This is a genomic window from Streptomyces sp. NPDC093252, from assembly GCF_040683675.1.
Classification (GTDB): domain Bacteria; phylum Actinomycetota; class Actinomycetes; order Streptomycetales; family Streptomycetaceae; genus Streptomyces.
Map to the genome: position 1 here is coordinate 111,602 of NZ_JBFBEM010000010.1, position 20,008 is coordinate 131,609.

A 20,008-nucleotide genomic window follows, 5' to 3' on the forward strand; every position below is an offset into this window, starting at 1 on the left:
ATGACGACAACGGTGCCGACCACCCGGGCGGCCACGACACCCGCCCGGGACCGCCGGCGACTCCGCTTCCCGGTCACCCCCCAGGACTGCGCGCCCCCCACTCCCCCCGAACCGGCCATCCGGCTCCAGGTGAACGCCCTCCAGGCCCTGTGCCGCCAGGTCTTCGGCTTCCGCCTCGCGATGATCGCGGTGGCCGCCCCCGCCGCCCTCCTGAACGCGGGCCCCGGCCTCGGCGCCCCCCTGGTCGGCGCGGCGGTGGTCGCCACCTTCATGGTGTCCTACGTCCTCTTCCGCGACTGGGAGCGCTTCGGCCCGCTCCTGCTGCGCCACCCCACCCTCCTCGCCGCCGACACCGCGCTCGGCGCCCTGCTGCTGATCCCGGCGGGCCCGGACAGCACGCTCGCCTACGTCAGCGTCTGCACCCCGCTGCTGGCGGGCCTGGTCTACGGCTGGCGGGCGGCGGCGGTGTTCGCCTCGCTCCAGGGCCTGATCCTGTGGCTGGTCGAGGCGACCCTGAACCGCGACCGCCCGACCACCCTCGCCGAGTCCCTGCTCCTGCCCGGCCTCTGCGTGATCGTCGGCGCGATGGGATCCACCCTGCGCAATCTGATGCTCCGCTTCGGCGCCGCCACCCAGTCCCTGACGGAGATCCGCACCCGCCTCGCGGCCACGGAGGCGGTCGCCGCGGAACGCGCCCGGCTGGCCCGCGAACTGCACGACTCGGTCGCCAAGACCCTGCACGGGGTCGCCCTCGCCGCGGAGGCCCTGGCGGCGACCGCGACCCGCGAGGGAGCCGACCCGGCGCTCGTCCGCCGCCAGGCCGACCTGGTGGCCCGCTCGGCCCGCCGGGCGGCGGCGGAATCCCGCGACCTGCTCCGCGACCTGAGAACCACCCCCGGCGCCACCCCGCCCGGCACGGACATCCTCCCCGAACTCCACTCCACCCTGACCGACTTCACCACCCGAACGGGCCTCCCCACCTCATACGCAGGCGCCCCGACCGTCCCCCGGACCTCCACCGGGGTGGCCCGCCAGGTCCTCGCGGTGGTGGCGGAGGCACTGGAGAACGCACACCGCCACGCGCACGCGGCCCGGGCGGAGGTGTCGGTAGCGCTCCACGGCGACCGGCTCCGCCTCACCGTGACCGACGACGGCCGGGGTCTCCCTCCGGACACCACCCTGGAACACCTGCACGCATCCGGCCATTTCGGCCTGGTCGGCATGGTGGAGCGGGCGGCGGCGATCGGGGCACGGATCCGGATCGGCCCGGGGGAGCCCGCCCCGGGCACGGAAGTCAGGCTGGACGTCCCGCTGAAGGTATGGAGGGCAGACACATGACAGGCACACGGCCGCCCCCGCCCCCACCCCTGCCCTCACCGCCGCAGGCCAGAGCCCTGCGGGTGGTGGTGGCCGACGACAACCCGGTGGTCCGCGCGGGCCTCACGGCGCTGCTGTCCGGCCACCCCGACCTCACGGTGGTCGCGGAGGCGTCGGACGGCCGCGCGGCGTGCGAGGCGGTGGACCGGCACCGGCCGGATGTGGTGCTGCTGGACGTCAGGATGCCGGGTGTGGACGGCATTTCGGCACTTCCGTACCTGACCCCCCGGGCACCGGTCATGATGCTGACGTACAGCGGCGAACCGGCGATCGTCCGGGAGGCGCTGCGGCTGGGGGCGCGGGGGTATCTGGTGCACGGCGAGTTCACGGTGGAGCAACTGGTCACAGCGGTCCGCGACATCACCGCGGGCCGCCCGCACCTGACCCCGACACCGACGGCGGCCCTCCTCCACCACTTCGATGCGACTGCACACGCCCCTGACGAATTCCTCCCCCCTGAAGGCACTTACCCACCCCACCACCTTTCGCGAATGCAACCATCTATGGCACAGTCTTCCCCGGGGGCCGTACCGACGGCGGCCCGGGCGAGGTTCCGGCTCAGCGCGAGGGAGGCGGAGATCATGGACCTCATCGCATCCGGGATGACCAATCAGCGGATCGCCGCGCTGTGCTTCATCACCGAGAAGACCGTCAAGAACCACATCAACCGCATCTTCGCCAAACTCCACAGCGTCACCCGCGCGGAGGCCACCGCCAAGTGGCTGGGAACGGCTCCCGACGACCACTGGGGTGCCCGATGACCCGCCACCCGCTCTGGGCCCGTGATTGGGCCCGTGGACCCTGGGGCAGACACGCCACACGGCACTACGGTGGCCGCGTCGGAAGCGGCACCGGCCACGGTGACCCTGGAGGGGTGCGTCATGGGCAACTGGATCAACTCCGCGATCTCGTCCATCAGGGAACGGGACCGCGCGGCCCGGGACGACGACCGGGGACAGACGGCGGTCGAGTATCTGGGGATCATCGCGGTGGTGGTGGCCATTGTGCTGGCGATCACGGGGACGGATATCGGCTCGGCGATCTACGAGGCCATCATCGAGCAGATCGACGAACTGACCGGCTGACCCACGCTCGTCCGTCCGGTGACGCGGGGCAGGCCTTCCCCATCTACATCACGGTGGTGGCGGGCCTGCTCCTTCTCGCGTTCGCTTTCGTCGCCGTGGGCCAGGCAGCGGTCAACCGGAGCGACGCCCAGACCGCGGCCGACGCCGCCGCGTTGGCAGCGGCTCAGGAGACTCGGGACGACCTCACCGGCGCCTGGCTGGACGACCTGCTGGATCCTGCCCAATGGCGGGCGATCTTCGACGGCAACGCGGCAGGCGTCGACTCGGGCTGCTGGCGTGCCTACGAACTGGCCTCGATGAATGACGCGGAGGCCGACTGCACTGCCGACGGCCTTCTCGCCTACGTGGTCGAGGCGACGACCAACGAGTCCGTCGGAGACTCCATCGTGCCGGGCACGGAGGGTAAGCACGCGACCGCGCGGGCGCGGGCCGTGATCGAACCGCGCTGCGATTTCGACCTTCCCGGTGAGGACGCCGGTGAGGAAGTGCTGCCCGACCTCTCCTGTGACGGCGAGAGCTGGGAGCTGGATCCGGAGGAACCGGCCGACCTGCCAGGTCCCGAGGATCTCTTCGATGTCCACCTGGCCGACTGACAAGCGAACGACGAGTTGAGAAGGAAGCGGAGTCATGAGTATTCGGTGCACGGCGAAGGCTCGCAGGGGGATGGCTGCGCTGGCCGTTGCGGCTGGACTGGTCCTCGGCGTGGCCGGCTGCGGTGGCGGCGGTGGCAGCGACGACGCGAAGCCGGAGGCATCCGCATCCGCATCCGAGCGTGACAGCTCGGGCCTCGACACCCAGGAAGGCACGGACACACCCCTCGCCGAAGTGAGGGGCGAGGACGGGCTGATCCTGACGATCACCTCCGCCGTCAGAGACGCCGGTGGGTTCGTCACCGTGAACGGAGAGATCAAGAACGACGGTTCGGACTCGATCCGCATCCCGATCGAGACACGTGGCGACGAGACCGAGATCGTGCGGCACGGCGAGTCGCTCGGCGGGGCGACACTCGTGGACTCCGAGACCAAGAAGCGGTATTACGTGCTCCGCGACACCGATGGCCGTCCTCTGACCACCACGGACATGCCCCAGATCAAGGCCGGGGCGTCGATTCCCGTGTTCATGCAGTTCCCCGCACCCACCTCCAACTCCTCCGAAGTCACCTTCCAACTCCCCACCTTCGCCGCCGCCCCCATCCAGATCACCGGATGAGGCCCCCGACCATGACCTCCACTCCTACCCTCACCACCCGATCCCGACCCCGAACCCCCCTCCCCCTGGCCCTCGCCACAGCCACCCTCCTCCTGCTCTCCGGCACAGTCGCCCACGCCGACGACGACCCCAGCGTGCCGCCCGGTACCGAACCCAGCGCCTCCGCCCCCGTCGACGTCGACCCCAACGACCTCGACCTCAAGCTCCCCGAGGGCGCCACCCTGGCCGAGCCCAAGGTGCTGGACATCAAGACCGTCGTCGAGGAGCAGAGCGGCGACGAACGCCGCGAGGACACCAACGCCGACGTCAAGTTCGCCCTCCAGGCCGAGGTGCTGTTCCCCAAGGGCAGCGCCACCCTCACCGGCGACGCCAAGGCCCGGATCGCCACGATCGCCGCCGAGATCGACACACAGGGCGCCACCACGGTCCGCGTCTTCGGCTTCACCGACAACCTCGGCTCCGCCGCCAGCGGTGACGCCCTCTCCAAGGAGCGCGCCAACGCCGTGCACGACATCCTCGACTCGGAGCTGAACAACCCCAACGTCACCTTCGAGGTCCGCGGCTACGGCGAGGACTACCCCATCTCCTCCAACGACACCGAGACCGGCCGCAAGAAGAACCGCCGCGTAGAGGTCACCTTCCCCCGCACCGACTAACCCCCCACCCCATCAACCCCTCTCCACCTCCACCTCCACCCGCACCCCGACCCGAACCCCCCACCCCTCCATCGCCCCCGCCTCCGCCTCCAGGACATGCCGGGAGCGCAGGCGGGGCAGACCCAGGCGGCCCGGGGCCATGGTGCGGACGGCGAGGACCCGCAGCCCCCGGTCCAGATACGCCACGTCGATCGCGAACCGCATCCCGAACGTGTGCACACTCCCCGCCGGTGTCAGCAGCAGCGCCCCCTCGACCCCGTCCCGCCCCAGCAGCCCCCTCGTCCGGGCCCGGTACGAACGGGCGACCTCCACCGGCACCGACACCGGCACCCGCTCCCCCGAACCCCGCACCACCAGCACCCCCACCCCGTCCCGCCACCGCGACGACCGACGACCCACGCCGGACCACCCCCTCCCGCCCCCACCCCATCACACCCGCCCCGCCCGCAAAGCAGTTGTCCCGATCCCCACCCCCCGATAGGAAGAACCGCACGACCATCCCCTGACCCCCTGGGCCTTCTCATGCACCCGCACCACCCCCACCCCGCCCCCTTCGAAGCCCTCATCGCCGAAGCCCTGGCCACCCCCACCGACGGCTGGGACTTCTCCTGGTTCGAGGGCCGGGCCACCGAGGAGCGGCCCTCCTGGGGGTACGCGCTGGCCCTCGCCGGACGGCTGGCCCGGGCCGGTGCCGCGCTCGACATCCAGACCGGCGGCGGCGAGGTCCTCGCCTTCGCCCTCGGCCGGCCGGACGACGCCCACCCGGCCCCCCGCACCGTCGCCGCCACCGAGGGCTGGCCCCCCAACGTCGACCGGGCCACCACCCTCCTGCACCCCTACGGCGTCACGGTCGTGGCGTCCCCGGAGGACGCCCCGCTGCCGTTCGCGGACGGCGCCTTCGACCTGGTCTCCAGCCGTCACCCGGTACGCCCGCACTGGAGCGAGATCGCCCGCGTCCTCGCCCCGGGCGGCACGTACTTCGCCCAGCATGTCGGCCCCGCCAGCGTCTTCGAGCTGGTCGAGTACTTCCTCGGGCCCCAGCCGGAGGCCGTCCGCTCCGCCCGCCGTCCCGACCGGGAGCGCGCGGACGCCGAGGCCGCCGGACTGGAGATCGTCGCCCTGCGCGCGGAGCGGCTGCGGATGGAGTTCCACGACATCGCCGCCGTCGTGCACTTTCTGCGCAAGGTCGTCTGGATGGTCCCCGGCTTCACCGTCGAGGCGTACGAGCCGCGGCTGCGCGCCCTGCACGAGCGGATCCGCTCCGACGGCCCCTTCGTCGCCCACAGCACCCGCCACCTCTTCGAGGCCCGCAAGTCCACCACCACCCCCGACCGCCCGTAGCTCCGCACCCGCACCCCCGGCCTGCCCGCCCGCGAGGCCCCGCCGGTACGCGGGGCCGGGGTGGAGCGGTTCGCGGGGCTGGGCGGCGATGGCGTGGGCGTCGAAGCAGGGGAGGAGCCGTACCCCGCGCGGAGGGGCGTCGGGGAAGGCGGTGCCACCGGCCGCCGGCCAGGCCGGGCCGCCCTCGAAGCGGGGCGGGCGGACACAGGGGACCCTGCGGCCCCGGTTCGGGCCGAAGCACAGTGCGCCGAACTGCCCGGCCCGGTGCAGCACCGACCGCCGGCGCGGCCACAGGTCCTGGAACGCCGGCATCACCCGTTCCCGGGCCCAGGGCCCGGTGCGGGCCACGACCTCCTCGCTCAGCTCGTCCACGGTCAGCGGCCCGCGCTCGCCGAGCGCCGCCCCGGCCGCCGCGATCACCCGCTCGGTCCGCTCCCCGGTGGGCCCGGTCGGATTCGGCCCGGCTGGTACGGCGGTCAGCGCGGCGCGGTACAGGGGCAGGTCCGCGGCGGGCAGCAGAGGCACGGTGCCGCGCGGGCCGCAGGTCTTCCCCAGGGTCGGGTCCCCGCCCCCCGGGACGGCGCTGTCCCCCGGGCGGCGAGCCCCGCCCGTACGTCCGCCCGGGTCCGTCCCGTGGTCCGGAGACCGAGGGACAGCTCGGCCGCGGACAGCACCTGGGCGTGTGCCCCGAACATCGCGGACGCGATCCGGGCCACTCCGATGCCCTCCGGCGCAGGATTGGCCAGGAATTGCCGGTCGAGTCGGCGGGCGCTCGCGGCGCGCCAAGTGATCGCAACGGTCATGGGGGCGACCGTGGGGCAGCAGTAGGACGCATTCCGACCTCTTGGTCGGGAGCAATGGAAGGTGGCAAATCGCCTAAATAGGAGTAAAAGTCAAATTGCCGGTCCGTCGGTTCACGGATTCTCCACATCGTTATCGCAGGTGATTCGCATCTGGTGCGGGCGTCGCGTAAGTTCGGACCAAGGCAATTCGCGTGAGCAAAGCTGCGCGGTGGGCACCGCGCGGTGGAGGGGGCTGCGCGGTGCCGTGCCTGTTCGCGGGGGTGTCACGTGCGGGTTCGCCCGGCGATTGGCCCATCGGAGGGAACTCCGGCGATTCGCCCGGCCGGAGTGCCGAACGCTGGGAATCAGCCACGCATTGCCTGTGAAGCGGGCATTTCACGGGTGTCGAGGCGTTGCCGGACGACTTCGGAGAGTAGTTGTGGCACGCCGATGCACGCAGCATCACTTACGAAGGGTTATGGTGGAAGCCCCCCCTCGGGCCGGTCCGTCTCCCCCCCCACGGACCGGCCCGTTTTTCTGCCCTCTCCCGACCGCCCCCCGATGCGCCCGGCTCACGCCCCCCGGCGCCGGACCCGGGGCAGCGCCCCGCCCACGCCCCCGGCGCGGGACCCCGCACCGCGCGGCCCGCCTGCCGCCGGCCCACCCCCACCACAGCCCGCTCACCCCCATCCCCCACCCGCCCCGCACAAGGAGCCTCCCCCCTCAACACCCCTAGGGGGAGCCGTCGTAGAACGGGGGTAGGCTCACACCCCTCAAGGGACCGCCACTCGGACCGGACCCGCACTCGGCCGGGCCGTCCGAATCCGTACCGGAGGGGCTGACAATCACGTGAACCTGCGCGACACGCTGCGGAGCCTGCTCGTCAGGCTGTACGCGCACCGGGTGGAAGGCCACCTGGACCACGCTCAGGTGCCCAAGCACATCGGCGTCATCATGGACGGCAACCGGCGCTGGGCCAAAGCCTCCGGCTCGCCCACGATGGACGGACACCGGGCCGGCGCGGAGAAGATCGGGGAGTTCCTCGGCTGGTGCACCGAGACCGATGTCGAGGTGGTCACCCTCTGGCTGCTGTCGACCGACAACTTCGACCGCCCCAAGGAGGAGCTGGTCCCGCTCCTCGGCATCATCGAGAACGTGGTGCGCAGCCTCGGCGCCGACGGACGCTGGCGGGTGCACCATGTCGGCACCCCCGATCTGCTGCCCGCCGGGATGCAGCGCACCCTGAAGGAGGCGGAGGCGGCCACCGCCGACATCGACGGCATAGTGGTCAATGTCGCCATCGGCTACGGCGGCCGGCAGGAGATCGCCGACGCGGTCCGCTCGATGATGCTGGAGGCCCACGACAAGGGCACCACGATGGAGGAGCTGGCCGAGGCCGTCGACGTCGAGATGATCGGCCGCCATCTCTACACCCGCGCCCAGCCCGACCCCGATCTCGTCATCCGCACCAGCGGCGAACAGCGGCTGTCCGGATTCATGCTGTGGCAGACGGCCCATTCCGAGTACTACTTCTGCGAAGTCTTCTGGCCCGCCTTCCGCAAGGTCGACTTCCTGCGCGCGCTGCGCGACTACGCCGCCCGCGGCCGGCGCTTCGGCGGCTGACCGCCAGCGCGGGACCGGGCCGCGCCGCCCGTCCGACGGCAGGTCAAGGCGGCAGGTCAAGGCGGCAGGTCACGACGGCGGGTCACCTGACCGGTCCGGTCACCTTGGCCACCCAAAGGTGACGTACTCCCACAGAGCAGCGGTGACCCGGACGTACCCCGCTTAACGCGGAGTTCATCGGAGCGCCGTCATATGCCCTGGCATGGCCGCGCTCGTTCGAGGGCATAACGCAGACAGGTCGACATCCGAACCACGGATGTCTCGATCTCAGCGGACGGCACGGGGCCGTCCGCCCGGGAGGCCCTTTGCACCAGCCCGACCGTGCGGTCTCGGCACGGATGAAGCCGCGGAGGGCCGGTTCCCGGCCCGTGGTGCCACGGGGCCGAGGACCGGTCCAGCTCCTCTCCGTCGCTCCCCGACCTCATCCGAGGGGGTACGTCCTTCCGTGGTGACCAGCACAAAGCGCCACAAGCCCGACCGGCGCACCTATGTTCTCGACACCAGCGTCCTGCTGGCCGATCCCCATGCCCTCAGCCGCTTCGACGAGCACGAGGTCGTGCTCCCGATCGTGGTGGTGACGGAGCTGGAGGCCAAACGGCACCATCCGGAGCTCGGCTACTTCGCCCGGCAGGCCCTGCGCCTGCTGGACGATCTGAGGGTCCGGTACGGCCGACTCGACGCCCCCATCCCCACCGGGGAGCTGGGCGGCACCATCCGTGTCGAGCTCAACCACTCGGACCCCAGCGTGCTGCCCAGCGGCTACCGCCTGGGGGACAACGATTCCCGCATCCTCGCGGTCGCCCGGAACCTCCAGGCGGAGGGGTTCGACGTCACCGTCGTGTCCAAGGACCTCCCGCTGCGGATCAAGGCGTCCTCGGTCGGTCTGCTGGCCGAGGAGTACCGGGCCGAGCTGGCCATCACGGACGCCTCCGGGTGGACCGGGATGGCGGAACTCGCGCTGCCCGCCGAACAGGTGGACATCCTCTTCGAGGAAGGACACGTGTATGTGCCCGAGGCGGCCTCGCTGCCCGTGCACACCGGGCTGACCATCCAGTCCGAGCGCGGCAAGGCGCTCGGCCGGGTGACCCCGGAGGGCAGTGTCCGGCTGGTGCGCGGCGACCGGGAGGCGTTCGGCATCAAGGGCCGCAGCGCCGAGCAGCGCATCGCGCTCGATCTGCTGCTCGACCCGGACATCGGGATCGTCTCGATGGGCGGCCGGGCCGGCACCGGCAAGTCGGCGCTGGCGCTCTGCGCGGGCCTGGAGGCGGTGCTGGAGCGCCGTCAGCACCAGAAGATCATGGTCTTCCGGCCGCTGTACGCGGTGGGCGGGCAGGAGCTGGGCTATCTGCCGGGCACCGAGGCCGAGAAGATGAGCCCCTGGGCGCAGGCGGTCTTCGACACCCTGTCCTCGGTCACCAGCCGGGAGGTCATCGAGGAGGTCACCGCGCGCGGGATGCTGGAGGTCCTGCCGCTCACCCATATCCGCGGCCGGTCGCTGCACGACGCGTTCGTGATCGTGGACGAGGCCCAGTCGCTGGAGCGCAACGTCCTGCTGACCGTGCTCTCCCGGATCGGCGCCAACTCACGGGTGGTGCTCACCCATGACGTGGCCCAGCGGGACAATCTGCGGGTCGGGCGCTACGACGGAGTGGTGGCCGTGGTGGAGAAACTGAAGGGGCATCCGCTCTTCGCGCATGTCACCCTCACCCGGTCCGAGAGGTCCCAGATCGCCGCCCTTGTGACCGAAATGCTGGAGGACGGACAGATCTGACCCGGACGTCCCACAACGGGGCGAATATCCGGCAGTTGGCGCCGCCCGGCAAAGGGGAGACCCTAGCCGGGCGGCGCTGTCGTGCGCCGCACTTTCCCGAAATCCCCCGGGGCGCGCGGGGTGTGAGCTTTCACACGCAACACAGAATTGCCACCCGGCGCCGGGTTACGGCAGAGTCTCGTTCCTGTCAGGCCCCGCATACGGCACTCGTGTACCCCGAGGGGTACGGCACCACAGCGCACCACCGCAAACTCAACAGCGTCGCCGTATGCCGCCCGAGCATTTCGCGGCGCTCCCCGCACGGGAGTTGCCCACCGGGCCCGTGCCTCCCGTGACCGCGCAGTAGGGGAGGCCAGCGCCAGGGGCACGATCAGCGTCCGCCAGGGTCACCGAAGCGGGCGATGCTGGAAGGAAACCGTGTGAGCCGGATCTCGGTCCGGGGATTCGCAGTGGCCTCGGCCACCGCGGTCACCGCCGTCGGTAGCGTTGTCGGCGTTGCCTCGGGCAGCACCGCACAGAACAACGACGCCGAAGCGGCGGCTACCGACCTGACGCTCCTCGCGGACATACCCACGGGCCAGCAGGCCCCGGTCCTCACCGCCTCCCTCACGCAGCAGGCCGACAACCAGGCCATCGCCGCGGACGCGAGCGCCAAGAAGGACGCCGAGGCGGAGGCCCGCAAGGCGGCGGCCAAGTCGGCCATCAAGAAGAAGAAGGACGCCGAGGCCAAGGCCAAGGCGGAGAAGGAAGCCAAGGAGCGGGCGGAGGCCGAGGAGAAGGCCAGCCGCGAGAAGTCGGAGTCCGTCAGCGACGCCTCCAGCTTCAGCGTCCAGAGTTCCTACACCGTCGCGCAGATCCAGGCCATGGCCCGCCAGATGGTGCCGTCCGGCCAGTGGACCTGCTTCAGCAACATCGTGGACCACGAGTCGGACTGGAACTACAAGGCCGTCAACCCCTCCTCGGGCGCCTACGGTCTCTTCCAGGCGCTGCCCGGCTCCAAGATGATCTCCGCCGGCGCCGACTGGCAGACCAACCCGGCCACCCAGATCAAGTGGGGCCTCAGCTATATGAACGAGCGCTACGGCAGCCCCTGCGAGGCGTGGACGTTCTGGCAGGCCAACAACTGGTACTAGCACCGGTACCGGAGCCCCGGCCGGCCCTCACCGGGCCGCCCCGCTCAACCCCGTGAAGCCCCTCCCCGTCCTAGGGGGAGGGGCTTTCGCCCTGTACGGTCTGACACGACGGGCTCCAGGGGGGAGTAGTGGGGAAGGACGGGGGAAGAGGGCGGATCATGTCACGAGTGCCAGGGTGGCTGAGCCGGATGGGTGCCGGGCTGACCGAGATGGGCCAGCGGCTGGACGAGCGCCGCCGCGCCGGGGCCGGTGCCGACGACGACACCGGTCCGGTCCCGGGCCCCGGGACCGGGGGCGAGATGGTGCCGTCCCCGCCCCCGTATCCGCCGGCCGCGCCCCCCACCCGCCCCGACCCGGCGCACGCGGTGCCGTGGGGCGTCCGGGTCGCCGCCGAGGCGGGCTGGCGGCTGCTGGTGCTGGCCGGGACCCTGTGGGTGCTGATGCGGGTCATCAGCGCCGTCCAACTGGTCGTCCTGGCGTTCGTCGCCGCGCTGCTGATGACCGCGCTGCTCCAGCCGACCGTGGCGCGGCTGCGCCGGTACGGGGTGCCGCGCGGACCGGCCACCGCGCTCACCGCGATCCTCGGATTCGTGGTGATGGGCCTGATGGGCTGGTTCGTCACCTGGCAGGTGATGGAGAACATCGACACCCTCTCCAACCAGGTCCAGGACGGTATCGAGGAGCTGCGGCGCTGGCTGCTCAACAGCCCGTTCCATGTCACCGAGGAGCAGATCAACGACATCGCGGGCAATCTCCGCGACGCGGTCGGCGCCAACACCGACGAGATCACCTCCGCCGGACTGGAGGGGGTCACGGTCATCGTGGAGGCGCTGACCGGTATCGCGCTCGCCGCGTTCTGCACACTGTTCCTGCTCTACGACGGCCGGCGGATCTGGGAGTGGGCGCTGAAGCTGGTCCCCGCCGCCGCCCGGCCCGGTGTCGCGGGCGCCGGGCCGCGCGCCTGGCGCACCCTGACCGCCTATGTGCGGGGCACGGTGGTGGTCGCCCTCATCGACGCCATCTTCATCGGGCTCGGCATCTACTTCCTGGATGTCCCGATGGCGGTGCCGCTGGCCGTCTTCATCTTCCTCGGGGCGTTCATCCCGCTGGTCGGCGCGGTCATCTCCGGCGCGCTCGCGGTGGTCGTCGGGCTGGTCACCCAGGGCGTGTTCACCGGGGTGATGGTGCTGGTCGTGGTGCTCGCGGTGCAGCAGATCGAGGGGCACATCCTCCAGCCGTTCATCCTGGGCCGGGCCGTGCGGGTGCATCCGCTGGCGGTGGTCCTGGCGGTCGCGGCGGGCGGGCTGGTCGCCGGGATCGGCGGCGCGGTGGTCGCGGTCCCGCTGGTCGCGGTCACCAATACGGTCGTCGGCTATCTGCGGGCGTACGCCGACGGGCGGTACGACGGGGGCGGCGGGGGCGGCGGGGGGCAGGTGGTCGCGGCCCGGCCGCCCGTGGAGGACGCGGTGGCCGTCGAGGGGGGAGCGGTTCCCCCGGCGGACGGCGGTGGTGGCGGCGGTGGCGGCGGTGGCGGGAACGCGGAGAGCCCCGCCCACCAGGGGTGAGCGGGGCCCTCGAAACCACCGGGGTCACTCGGCGAGGATCGCCTCCGCGTCCAGGGTGACCGCGACCGCCTGGATCACCGAGGCGATCTTGAACGCCTCCTGGACGGTCTCGCGCGCCACGCCCGCCTTGCGCAGCACCTGCTCGTGCGAGTCCAGGCACAGCCCGCAGCCGTTGATCGCGGAGACCGCGAACGACCACAGCTCGAAGTCGACCTTGTCGACACCGGGGTTGCCGATGACGTTCATCCGCAGCCCCGCGCGCAGGGTGCCGTACTCGTGGTCCGAGAGCAGATGGCGGGTGCGGTAGAAGACGTTGTTCATCGCCATGATCGCGGCGGCCGACTTGGCGGCGGTGTACGCCTCCGGCGTCAGGTTCGCCTCGGCCGCCGGGGCCAGCTCGCGCAGGACCAGCGGGGAGCGGGCGGCGATGGCGGTGGCCAGGACCGTGCCCCAGAGCTGCTGGGCGGGCAGTTCGGAGTTGCCGATGACCGACCCGAGATTGAGCTTCAGGTCCTTGGCGTAGTCCGGTATGCGGGACTTGAGGGAGTCGAGGGACATGGCACTCACTCTCCGGCGAGCAGGGCGCCCGCGTCGAGGGTGTCCTCGCCCTTGGTCCAGTTGCACGGGCACAGCTCGTCCGTCTGGAGGGCGTCCAGGACCCGCAGGACCTCCTTGGGGTTCCGGCCGACGGAGCCCGCGGTGACCATGGTGAACTGGATCTCCCGGTTCGGGTCGACCACGAACACCGCGCGCTGCGCGAAGCCGTCCTCGCCCTCGATGCCCAGATCCCGCATCAGCTCGTGCCGGGAGTCGGCCAGCATCGGGAAGGGCAGGTCGCGCAGATCGTCGTGGTCCTTGCGCCAGGCGTGGTGGACGAACTCCGAGTCGCCGGAGAAACCGAGGATCTGGGCGTCACGGTCGGCGAACTCCTCGTTCAGCTTCCCGAACGCGGCGATCTCCGTCGGACACACGAAAGTGAAATCCTTCGGCCACGCGAACACGACCAACCACTTGCCCTCGTAGGACTTGTGGTGGATCTGCTCGAACTCCCGGCCCTTCTCCAGCGAGACACAGGCGGTCAGCTCGAACTCGGGGAACTTGTCACCGACAGTGAGCACTGGCTCTCCTTGCAGCGAGGAGACACCTTGGACGCGGGTGTCTCCCATGGGTTGGACGTGCTCGATGCTTTCATACGCTGGATTGATTGCGGTAATAGCTACACTCGGGTCTGTTGATCGGAAGGGGTTATCAGTGACTGTGGGTAAGGTGTCGGGGCGGCGGAGACAGCCGAGCCTGGCCCAGTTGCGGGCCTTCGCGGCGGTCGCCGAGCATCTGCACTTCCGGGACGCGGCGGCGGCCGTCGGGACCAGCCAGCCCGCGCTGTCCGGGGCGGTCGCCGCGCTGGAGGAGACCCTCGGCATCACCCTGCTGGAGCGCACCACCCGCAGGGTGCTCCTCACCCCGGCCGGTGCGCGGCTCGCCGTCCGCGCCAGGGCGGTCCTCGGCGAACTGGGCGCGCTGCTGGAGGAGGCGGAGGCGGTCCGGGCCCCGTTCACCGGCACCCTGCGGCTCGGCACGATCCCGACCGTCGCGCCCTATCTGCTGCCGACGGTGCTGACGCTGGTGCACGAGCGCTACCCCGACCTCGATCTCCAGGTGCACGAGGAGCTGACCGCGAGCCTGCTCGACGGCCTCGCCGCCGGGCGGCTGGACCTGCTGCTGCTCGCCGTGCCCCTCGGTGTCCCCGGGGTGACCGAACTCCCGCTCTTCGACGAGGACTTCGTCCTGGTCACCCCGCTCGGGCACCCGCTCGGCGGGCGCGAGGGCGTGTCGCGCGAGGTGCTGCGCGAGCTGCGGCTGCTGCTCCTGGACGAGGGGCACTGCCTGCGCGACCAGGCGCTCGACATCTGCCGGGAGGCCGGCCGCGAGGGCGTCCCCGCGACCACCACCGCGGCGGGGCTGGGCACGCTGGTGCAGCTCGTCGCGGGCGGCCTCGGGGTGACACTGCTGCCGCGCACGGCGGTGGGGGTGGAGGCGGGGCGCTCCGGGCGGCTGCTCACGGCGTCCTTCGCGGCGGCGCCGGGACGCCGGGTGGCCCTCGCCATGCGGACGGGGGCGGCGCGCTCCGCAGAGTATGCGGAGCTGGCGGGAGTGCTGAGGGAGGGGATGGGGGAGTTGCCGGTGCGGGTTGTTTCTCCTGCCGGTGATTCCGGGTTCGGCCGGTAGGGGTGCCGTGCGCGGTTCCTCCCCCAGAGGGGGTGCCCCCAGCACCCCTTGAAGGCCGCTCACGGCACCGTCCCTCATCCGCTCACTCCGTGCGCAAGCCGTCCGGGCGCATCAGGCGGAGCAGGGGGGGCAGGCTGAGGGCCGTCACCGCCAGGACGACGCCCGCGCCGATGCCGGTCATCGTGAGGACGCTCACCCAGTCGACCCCGACCCCGGTGTCCGACATCCGCAGCAGGATCGCGCCCAGCGTCAGACCCACCGCGTTGGCCAGGATCAGCCCGACGATGATGGGGATCGCCGTCTGCCACAGCACCGACAGGGTGAGGGTGCCGCGCCGGGTGCCGAAGGCGACCAGCACCGACAGCAGCTTCTTGCGCTCGCGGAGCTGTTCCAACTGGGAGACCAGCAGACTCGCCCCGATCAGCATCAGCACCGCCGCCGCGCCGACGAACAGACCCGTGCGGATGGTCTCGAAACGCTGGACGCGCTCCTCGGCGACCCACATCATCGTCCTGGCCAGCGGGTCGACCGCGGCGACGGCGTTGCGGGCCAGGTCGTAGGCGTCCGGCACGGTCCGGTCGAAGGTCAGATACACCTGGCCGGTGAACTGCGGACGCAGCTCGGCGGGCAGCGCCTTCGGGGTGACGAGCACCCCGCCCCACTCGCTGCCGGTCAGCGTGTCGCTGGCCTCGGCCCGCTTGAGGGCGGGCAGCTTCCAGGGGACCTCGTCGCCCGGCTGGTCGTCGTAGGACGCGTCGAACCAGACCGTCCTGCCCTGCTCGGCCAGGGCGCCGGTGTCCGGGTCGTAGGCGGCGTCCGGTACGACGAAGACATCCCCGTCCGTGCAGGACGGCAGCTTCGCGACCTCGCGCAGCAGCGCGCAATCGGCGACGGTCACCGAACTGCCCAGCTCCGGGTTCCTGGCCCGGTCCGCGATGTAGCCGTCCGAGTAGCCCCGGGCGGTGCGGACGCCCTCGGTGGCGGCGAGGGCTTCGACGGCCCGCTCGGGGCCGGTGCCGTCCCGCAGGGCGACCTGCATCTCCACACTGCTGACATCGCGCCCGGTGCTCCGGGTGTAGTCGTCCTCCACACCGGTGAACAGCATCTGGAGCGCGATGGCACCGGCCACCGCCACCGCGATCCCATTGACCGTCCGGGCCGCCGTGCCGCTGCTCAACTGGAGGCGGCGGACGGCGAGCTGCCAGGCGACCGGGCCGCCCCCGAGACGGCCGACGAACCGCTCCACGATCCACGGCAGCAGCGCGGTCACCCCGACCAGCAGCAGCACCACACCGCCCGTGACCAGGTACTGGTTGAACTCGCCCCCGTCGCTGCCCTGGCCCAGCATCGGATACAGCATCGCCAGTCCGGCCAGCGGCAGCAGCAGCCGCCACCACAGCCGGCGGCGCCGCGGCCTGGCGGTGCGCACCACGCCCAGCGGCTCGATCACCACCCCGCGCAGCGCGAACAGGGTCACCGCGACCGCCGCGGCCGGCACCAGCAGGGCGACCACCGCCACGAGCAGCGGCGAGGGGTTCAGATAGCTGGGGAAGACACTGAGGTCGAACAGCTCCGCGGAGCCCGCGGCCTGCCGGGCGACCAGGAAGAAGCCGGTGCCGACCAGCAGTCCGAGCAGGGACCCGGCGAGGGCCTCACCGGCCGCCACCCGGCGGGTCATCCGGCTGTCCGAGCCCACCAGCCGCAGCGCCGCCAGCCGCCGGTCCCGTCCGTCGCTGCCGAACCGCTCGGCCGCGGCGACGAACACCGCCACCGGCATCAGCAGCACCACGACCACCACCAGGATCAGCAGCAGCAGAACCGGGTCCCAGGGCTCGGTCTGCGAGTCCCGTCCGAAGCCGTCGATCCGCCGGGAGTCGGTGCCCAGAGAGCGTTCCAGGCCCTCGGCGCCCTGGTAGAAGACGAGATCGTGCGACCCGATCAGACCCGGCTCGGCGATGGTGCCGACGATCCGGTCCGGCAGCCGCTCGCGCAGCAGCGCCCCCTCGGACGACTCCAGCAGCTCCTTCAGCGCGGGCGAGACCACCATGGTGCCCGGCGCCGGGAACTCGGCCACCCCCGGCGGCGGTACCGCCTTGGCGCCCTCCGGCTGCAGCTTCCGGCCCCGGATGTCGTCCGCGCGGAAGGTGGTGTCGGCATCGGCGACCAGCAGGGTCGCGTCGGTCCGCGGCGGCGGCACGGTGACGAAGGTGTAGTCGTCACGGGCCTCCCCGCGCGCGTGCCGCTCGGTCAGCGCGTTCGGGATGGCGGTGGTCAGCAGCAGCAGGGCCACCCCGAGACCGACGCCCACCGCGGTGAGCCCGGCCCGGATGATCCCGCCGCGGCCGGAGAAGGCGAACCGGGCGCCCATGGCGAGATCGCGCGCCCACTGACGGACGTTCACCCCGCCGGACCCCGTTCTGCGCGTGCTCATACCGCGCGCTCCATGTCCCGCGAACGCCCGTCCCGGACGACGACCTCACGGTCGGAGTAGGCCGCCACCCGGGCCTCGTGGGTGACCAGGACGACCGCCGCGTTGGTGGAGCGGGCCGCCTCGGTGAGCAGGTTCATCACGCGCTCGCCGTTGAGGGAGTCGAGCGCGCCGGTCGGCTCGTCGGCGAACAGCACCCGGGGCCCGGTCACCAGCGACCGCGCCACCGCGACCCGCTGGCCCTGGCCGCCGGAGACCTCGCCGGGCCGCTTGCCCTTCAGGTCGTCCACCTCCAGCCGCTCCATCCAGGCGAGGGCGGTGCGCTCGGCGTCCTTGCGGGAGGTGCCGTTCAGCCGCAGTGGCAGCGCCACGTTCTCCACGCAGGTCAGCTCCGGCACCAACTGGCCGAACTGGAAGACGAACCCGAACTCCGTGCGCCGCAGGGCGCTGCGCTGGGCGTCGTTCATCCCCGTCATCTCACGGCCGTGGTAGACGATCGACCCGGAGTCGGGCGCCACGATCCCGGCGAGACAGTGCAGCAGGGTCGACTTGCCCGACCCGGAGGGGCCCATCACGGCGACGACCTCGCCGGGGTGGATGGAGAACCCGGCGCCGTCGAGGGCGGTCGTGGGGCCGTACGCCTTGCGCAGATCGTGCGCGGCGAGCAGGGAGCCGGGGGGCGTGGCGGCCGGGGCCGCGGCGGACGAGGTCGTGGTGGACGGGGTCATGGCGCCACCGCCTCCTTGAGTCGGTCGAGTCGGGCGGCGGTCAGTTCCAGCCAGCGCAGATCGGCTTCGAGATGGAACAGGGCGTGGTCGCAGATGAGCTGGTCGGCCAGATCGCCCTTGCGCTTGCGGTCGGTGAGGATCCGCATCATCCGCAGATGCTCGGAGCGCTGGGTGTCGAGGATCCCGGCGGCGTCGCGATGGGTGAGCAGCGCGAGCACGACCTTGGTGTAGAGGGTCGAGTGGAGGTAGGGCTCCGGCTTCTCCGGGGTCGCGAGCCACTGCTGGACGTCGGTGATCCCGGCGTCGGTGATCGCGTACCGCTTGCGCTCGGGGCCGCCGCCGGGCTCGATGCCGTCGACCTCCACGAGGCCGTGCTTCAGCAGCCGGGACATCGTCGAGTAGACCTGGCCGTAGTGGAGCGGCCGGTCCTGACCGAACTTCTCGTCGAAGGCCCGCTTCAGGTCGTAGCCGTGACGCGGCCCGGACTCCAGGAGACCCAGAAGGGTGTGACCGATGGACATGCCGAGCACTCTACACAGGGGGTATACCCGGTATGTATACGCGGAGTGTGTAGATCATGGTGGAGGTGATGAAGGCGCAGGTCAGCGCCGTTTGTCACGGTTCGGAGACGGCGATACGGGGATCAGGGCTGCGGCGGCTCACCACTCGACCTCGGCCGACCGCTCGGCCCCGGCTCGTCACTCGCCCCCGGCTCACCACCCGCCCCCGCCCGACCCCTCGGCCCCGGTTCACCACCCGCCCCCGCCTGCCCCGGCGGGCGCCCCCGGCGCGGGATCGGGCCCGCCTCGCCCGGCAGCCGGCCCTGCTCCGCCAGCGCCCGGCGGAGCAGGAACTCGATCTGGGCGTTGGCCGACCGCAGCTCGTCGGACGCCCAGCGGGCGAGCGCGTCGTACACCGCCGGATCCAGCCGCAGCAGCACCTGCTTGCGCTGCCGCTGCGGCCGGCGCTCGGGGCCGGTGCCCCCGGACGGGGCGGTCACTGGTAGAGCGTCCCGGTGTTGATGACCGGGTGGACCGAGCGGTCCCCGCAGAGCACCACCATCAGGTTGGACACCATCGCCGCCTTGCGCTCGGAGTCCAGCTCCACGACGTCCTGCTCGGTGAGCCGGGCCAGCGCCGCCTCGACCATCCCGACCGCCCCGTCCACGATCTGCCGCCGGGCCGCGACCACCGCGCCGGCCTGCTGCCGCTGGAGCATCGCCGAGGCGATCTCGGGGGCGTAGGCGAGGTGGGTGAAGCGGGACTCGATGATCTCCACCCCGGCCGCCTCGACCCGCGCGTACAGCTCGACGCCGAGCTTCTCGGTGATCTCCTCGGCGTTGCCGCGCAGCGAGAGGCCGTCCTCGTCATGGGCGTCGTAGGGGTACTCGATGGCGATGTGGCGCACGGCGGCCTCGGTCTGGGTGGAGACGAACTCGATGTAGTCGTCCACCTCGAAGACGGCCTGCGCGGTGTCCTCCACCCGCCACACCACGACCGCCGCCAGCTCGACCGGGTTGCCATAGGCGTCGTTCACCTTCAGCACGGCCGTCTCGTGGTTGCGCACCCGCGTGGAGATCTTGGTGCGGTCGGTGAGCGGGTTCACCCAGCGCAGGCCGTCCTGGCGGACGGTGCCCCGGTAGCGGCCGAAGAGCTGCACCACCCGGGCCTCGCCCGGCGCGACCGTGTTCAGCCCGCACAGCGTGATGAAGGCGGCGAGCGAGATCACACAGCCGCCGACGATCAGCGCGGCCTTGCCGCCGCCGGAGGTGACGGCGACCGCGGACACCGCGATGCCCACCCCGCCGAACAGTCCGAGCAGGCCGAACACCAGCGCCGGGCCCCCGCCGACACTGTGCGCGGCGAACTCCCGGACTCTGGGCTCGGGCATCTGCGGGGCGTCGGCGACGGCCGCGCTCTCGGATGTGGACATGGGTGCCCCCCGTTTCTGTGGCCGAACTCCCCCTGCGGGAGTCACTAGCTTGCTTCTATCTAAGTGATATCAGATTATCCGGTCACAGCAACCCCCACCCCCCTCCGAACGTCGGATTCAGTGGGCCAGGTCAGGACACGTGCCGATTGTCA

At 71.7% G+C, this 20,008-nt stretch carries 20 protein-coding genes and 1 pseudogene; 12 read left to right on the forward strand and 9 right to left on the reverse strand.

The annotated features are described in order from the left end of the window. The 6 genes from AB0O01_RS21905 (at position 1) to AB0O01_RS21930 (ending at position 4,327) form a co-directional block, all read left to right on the forward strand. On the forward strand, positions 1 to 1,338 hold the full coding sequence (locus AB0O01_RS21905; RefSeq protein ID WP_365315649.1) for a histidine kinase: 1,338 nt from the start codon (positions 1 to 3) through the stop codon (positions 1,336 to 1,338). Then, a complete protein-coding gene (locus AB0O01_RS21910) occupies positions 1,335 to 2,138 on the forward strand; it encodes a response regulator transcription factor (protein ID WP_365315651.1) in 804 nt (267 codons plus the stop codon). Before AB0O01_RS21905 ends, AB0O01_RS21910 begins: the two co-directional genes overlap by 4 nt. 120 nt (positions 2,139 to 2,258) lie before the next feature. Beyond that, the gene (locus AB0O01_RS21915; protein WP_365315962.1) at positions 2,259 to 2,462 is read left to right on the forward strand and encodes a hypothetical protein; all 204 of its coding nucleotides are present in this window, start codon (positions 2,259 to 2,261) and stop codon (positions 2,460 to 2,462) included. Next, on the forward strand, positions 2,459 to 3,055 hold the full coding sequence (locus AB0O01_RS21920; protein ID WP_365315964.1) for a pilus assembly protein TadG-related protein: 597 nt from the start codon (positions 2,459 to 2,461) through the stop codon (positions 3,053 to 3,055). The genes AB0O01_RS21915 and AB0O01_RS21920 overlap by 4 nt, the downstream gene beginning before the upstream one ends. A gap of 34 nt (positions 3,056 to 3,089) precedes the next feature. Continuing rightward, on the forward strand, positions 3,090 to 3,671 hold the full coding sequence (locus AB0O01_RS21925) for a hypothetical protein (RefSeq protein ID WP_365315653.1): 582 nt from the start codon (positions 3,090 to 3,092) through the stop codon (positions 3,669 to 3,671). An 11-nt stretch (positions 3,672 to 3,682) separates the two neighbouring features. Continuing rightward, positions 3,683 to 4,327, forward strand: a complete 645-nt coding sequence (locus AB0O01_RS21930; protein ID WP_365315655.1) for an OmpA family protein — start codon at positions 3,683 to 3,685, stop codon at positions 4,325 to 4,327. A 12-nt stretch (positions 4,328 to 4,339) separates the two neighbouring features. On the opposite strand, the gene AB0O01_RS21935 is transcribed toward AB0O01_RS21930, so the two are convergent. Next, positions 4,340 to 4,726, reverse strand: a complete 387-nt coding sequence (locus tag AB0O01_RS21935; protein WP_365315657.1) for a DUF192 domain-containing protein — start codon at positions 4,724 to 4,726, stop codon at positions 4,340 to 4,342. 123 nt (positions 4,727 to 4,849) lie between these two features. Here AB0O01_RS21935 and AB0O01_RS21940 point away from each other — a divergent pair, with 123 nt between their 5' ends. After that, positions 4,850 to 5,668: a methyltransferase domain-containing protein gene (locus AB0O01_RS21940; RefSeq protein WP_365315658.1), complete on the forward strand. Its 819-nt coding sequence runs from the start codon at positions 4,850 to 4,852 to the stop codon at positions 5,666 to 5,668. Positions 5,669 to 5,683: 15 nt separating this feature from the next. Here AB0O01_RS21940 and AB0O01_RS21945 read toward each other — a convergent pair. Then, positions 5,684 to 6,471 (reverse strand): annotated as a pseudogene (locus AB0O01_RS21945) (crosslink repair DNA glycosylase YcaQ family protein); the annotation flags it as partial. An 828-nt stretch (positions 6,472 to 7,299) separates the two neighbouring features. On the opposite strand from AB0O01_RS21945, the gene AB0O01_RS21950 reads away from it, so the two are divergent. From AB0O01_RS21950 to AB0O01_RS21965, 4 genes are all read left to right on the forward strand, one after another. Next, entirely contained in the window at positions 7,300 to 8,073 is a 774-nt protein-coding gene (locus tag AB0O01_RS21950) for an isoprenyl transferase (protein ID WP_365315660.1), read from the forward strand. Between the two features lie 445 nt (positions 8,074 to 8,518). After that, the gene (locus tag AB0O01_RS21955) at positions 8,519 to 9,844 is read left to right on the forward strand and encodes a PhoH family protein (RefSeq protein ID WP_365315662.1); all 1,326 of its coding nucleotides are present in this window, start codon (positions 8,519 to 8,521) and stop codon (positions 9,842 to 9,844) included. Between the two features lie 419 nt (positions 9,845 to 10,263). Further along, a complete protein-coding gene (locus tag AB0O01_RS21960) occupies positions 10,264 to 10,977 on the forward strand; it encodes a transglycosylase SLT domain-containing protein (protein WP_365315663.1) in 714 nt (237 codons plus the stop codon). 158 nt (positions 10,978 to 11,135) lie between these two features. Further along, entirely contained in the window at positions 11,136 to 12,542 is a 1,407-nt protein-coding gene (locus AB0O01_RS21965; protein WP_365315665.1) for an AI-2E family transporter, read from the forward strand. A 24-nt stretch (positions 12,543 to 12,566) separates the two neighbouring features. Here the strand turns inward: AB0O01_RS21965 and AB0O01_RS21970 are convergent, their stop codons facing one another. Both AB0O01_RS21970 and AB0O01_RS21975 read right to left on the reverse strand, forming a co-directional pair. After that, positions 12,567 to 13,100 carry an alkyl hydroperoxide reductase gene (locus AB0O01_RS21970; RefSeq protein WP_365315666.1) on the reverse strand — a complete coding sequence of 178 codons (534 nt, stop codon included), beginning with the start codon at positions 13,098 to 13,100 and terminating at the stop codon, positions 12,567 to 12,569. Positions 13,101 to 13,105: 5 nt separating this feature from the next. Continuing rightward, complete coding sequence (locus AB0O01_RS21975) at positions 13,106 to 13,660, reverse strand: peroxiredoxin (RefSeq protein WP_365315668.1); 555 nt, start codon at positions 13,658 to 13,660, stop codon at positions 13,106 to 13,108. Between the two features lie 133 nt (positions 13,661 to 13,793). Between AB0O01_RS21975 and AB0O01_RS21980 the strand changes: the two genes are divergently transcribed. Further along, the gene (locus AB0O01_RS21980; protein WP_365315670.1) at positions 13,794 to 14,768 is read left to right on the forward strand and encodes a LysR substrate-binding domain-containing protein; all 975 of its coding nucleotides are present in this window, start codon (positions 13,794 to 13,796) and stop codon (positions 14,766 to 14,768) included. Between the two features lie 82 nt (positions 14,769 to 14,850). Here the strand turns inward: AB0O01_RS21980 and AB0O01_RS21985 are convergent, their stop codons facing one another. The 5 genes from AB0O01_RS21985 to AB0O01_RS22005 all read right to left on the reverse strand — a co-directional run bounded on the left by AB0O01_RS21985 (position 14,851) and on the right by AB0O01_RS22005 (position 19,856). Then, positions 14,851 to 17,199, reverse strand: a complete 2,349-nt coding sequence (locus tag AB0O01_RS21985) for an FtsX-like permease family protein (protein ID WP_365315672.1) — start codon at positions 17,197 to 17,199, stop codon at positions 14,851 to 14,853. Next, the gene (locus AB0O01_RS21990) at positions 17,196 to 17,924 is read right to left on the reverse strand and encodes an ABC transporter ATP-binding protein (protein WP_365315674.1); all 729 of its coding nucleotides are present in this window, start codon (positions 17,922 to 17,924) and stop codon (positions 17,196 to 17,198) included. Before AB0O01_RS21990 ends, AB0O01_RS21985 begins: the two co-directional genes overlap by 4 nt. Further along, positions 17,921 to 18,445, reverse strand: coding sequence for a PadR family transcriptional regulator (locus tag AB0O01_RS21995; RefSeq protein ID WP_365315676.1), 525 nt, complete (start codon positions 18,443 to 18,445; stop codon positions 17,921 to 17,923). The genes AB0O01_RS21990 and AB0O01_RS21995 overlap by 4 nt, the downstream gene beginning before the upstream one ends. Positions 18,446 to 18,567: 122 nt before the next feature. Continuing rightward, positions 18,568 to 18,924, reverse strand: a complete 357-nt coding sequence (locus AB0O01_RS22000; RefSeq protein WP_365315678.1) for a hypothetical protein — start codon at positions 18,922 to 18,924, stop codon at positions 18,568 to 18,570. Next, a complete protein-coding gene (locus AB0O01_RS22005; RefSeq protein WP_365315679.1) occupies positions 18,921 to 19,856 on the reverse strand; it encodes an SPFH domain-containing protein in 936 nt (311 codons plus the stop codon). The genes AB0O01_RS22000 and AB0O01_RS22005 overlap by 4 nt, the downstream gene beginning before the upstream one ends. Positions 19,857 to 20,008 lie beyond the last annotated feature (152 nt).

What these genes read in the sequence shown, in the direction of transcription:
- AB0O01_RS21905 (WP_365315649.1), top strand. Translation starts at nt 1, where the DNA reads ATGACGACAACGGTGCCGACCACCCGGGCGGCCACGACACCCGCCCGG.
- AB0O01_RS21910 (WP_365315651.1), top strand. Translation starts at nt 1,335, where the DNA reads ATGACAGGCACACGGCCGCCCCCGCCCCCACCCCTGCCCTCACCGCCG.
- AB0O01_RS21915 (WP_365315962.1), top strand. Translation starts at nt 2,259, where the DNA reads ATGGGCAACTGGATCAACTCCGCGATCTCGTCCATCAGGGAACGGGAC.
- AB0O01_RS21925 (WP_365315653.1), top strand. Translation starts at nt 3,090, where the DNA reads ATGAGTATTCGGTGCACGGCGAAGGCTCGCAGGGGGATGGCTGCGCTG.
- AB0O01_RS21930 (WP_365315655.1), top strand. Translation starts at nt 3,683, where the DNA reads ATGACCTCCACTCCTACCCTCACCACCCGATCCCGACCCCGAACCCCC.
- AB0O01_RS21940 (WP_365315658.1), top strand. Translation starts at nt 4,850, where the DNA reads ATGCACCCGCACCACCCCCACCCCGCCCCCTTCGAAGCCCTCATCGCC.
- AB0O01_RS21965 (WP_365315665.1), top strand. Translation starts at nt 11,136, where the DNA reads ATGTCACGAGTGCCAGGGTGGCTGAGCCGGATGGGTGCCGGGCTGACC.
- AB0O01_RS21970 (WP_365315666.1), bottom strand. Translation starts at nt 13,100, where the DNA reads ATGTCCCTCGACTCCCTCAAGTCCCGCATACCGGACTACGCCAAGGAC.
- AB0O01_RS21985 (WP_365315672.1), bottom strand. Translation starts at nt 17,199, where the DNA reads ATGAGCACGCGCAGAACGGGGTCCGGCGGGGTGAACGTCCGTCAGTGG.
- AB0O01_RS21990 (WP_365315674.1), bottom strand. Translation starts at nt 17,924, where the DNA reads ATGACCCCGTCCACCACGACCTCGTCCGCCGCGGCCCCGGCCGCCACG.
- AB0O01_RS21995 (WP_365315676.1), bottom strand. Translation starts at nt 18,445, where the DNA reads ATGTCCATCGGTCACACCCTTCTGGGTCTCCTGGAGTCCGGGCCGCGT.
- AB0O01_RS22005 (WP_365315679.1), bottom strand. Translation starts at nt 19,856, where the DNA reads ATGTCCACATCCGAGAGCGCGGCCGTCGCCGACGCCCCGCAGATGCCC.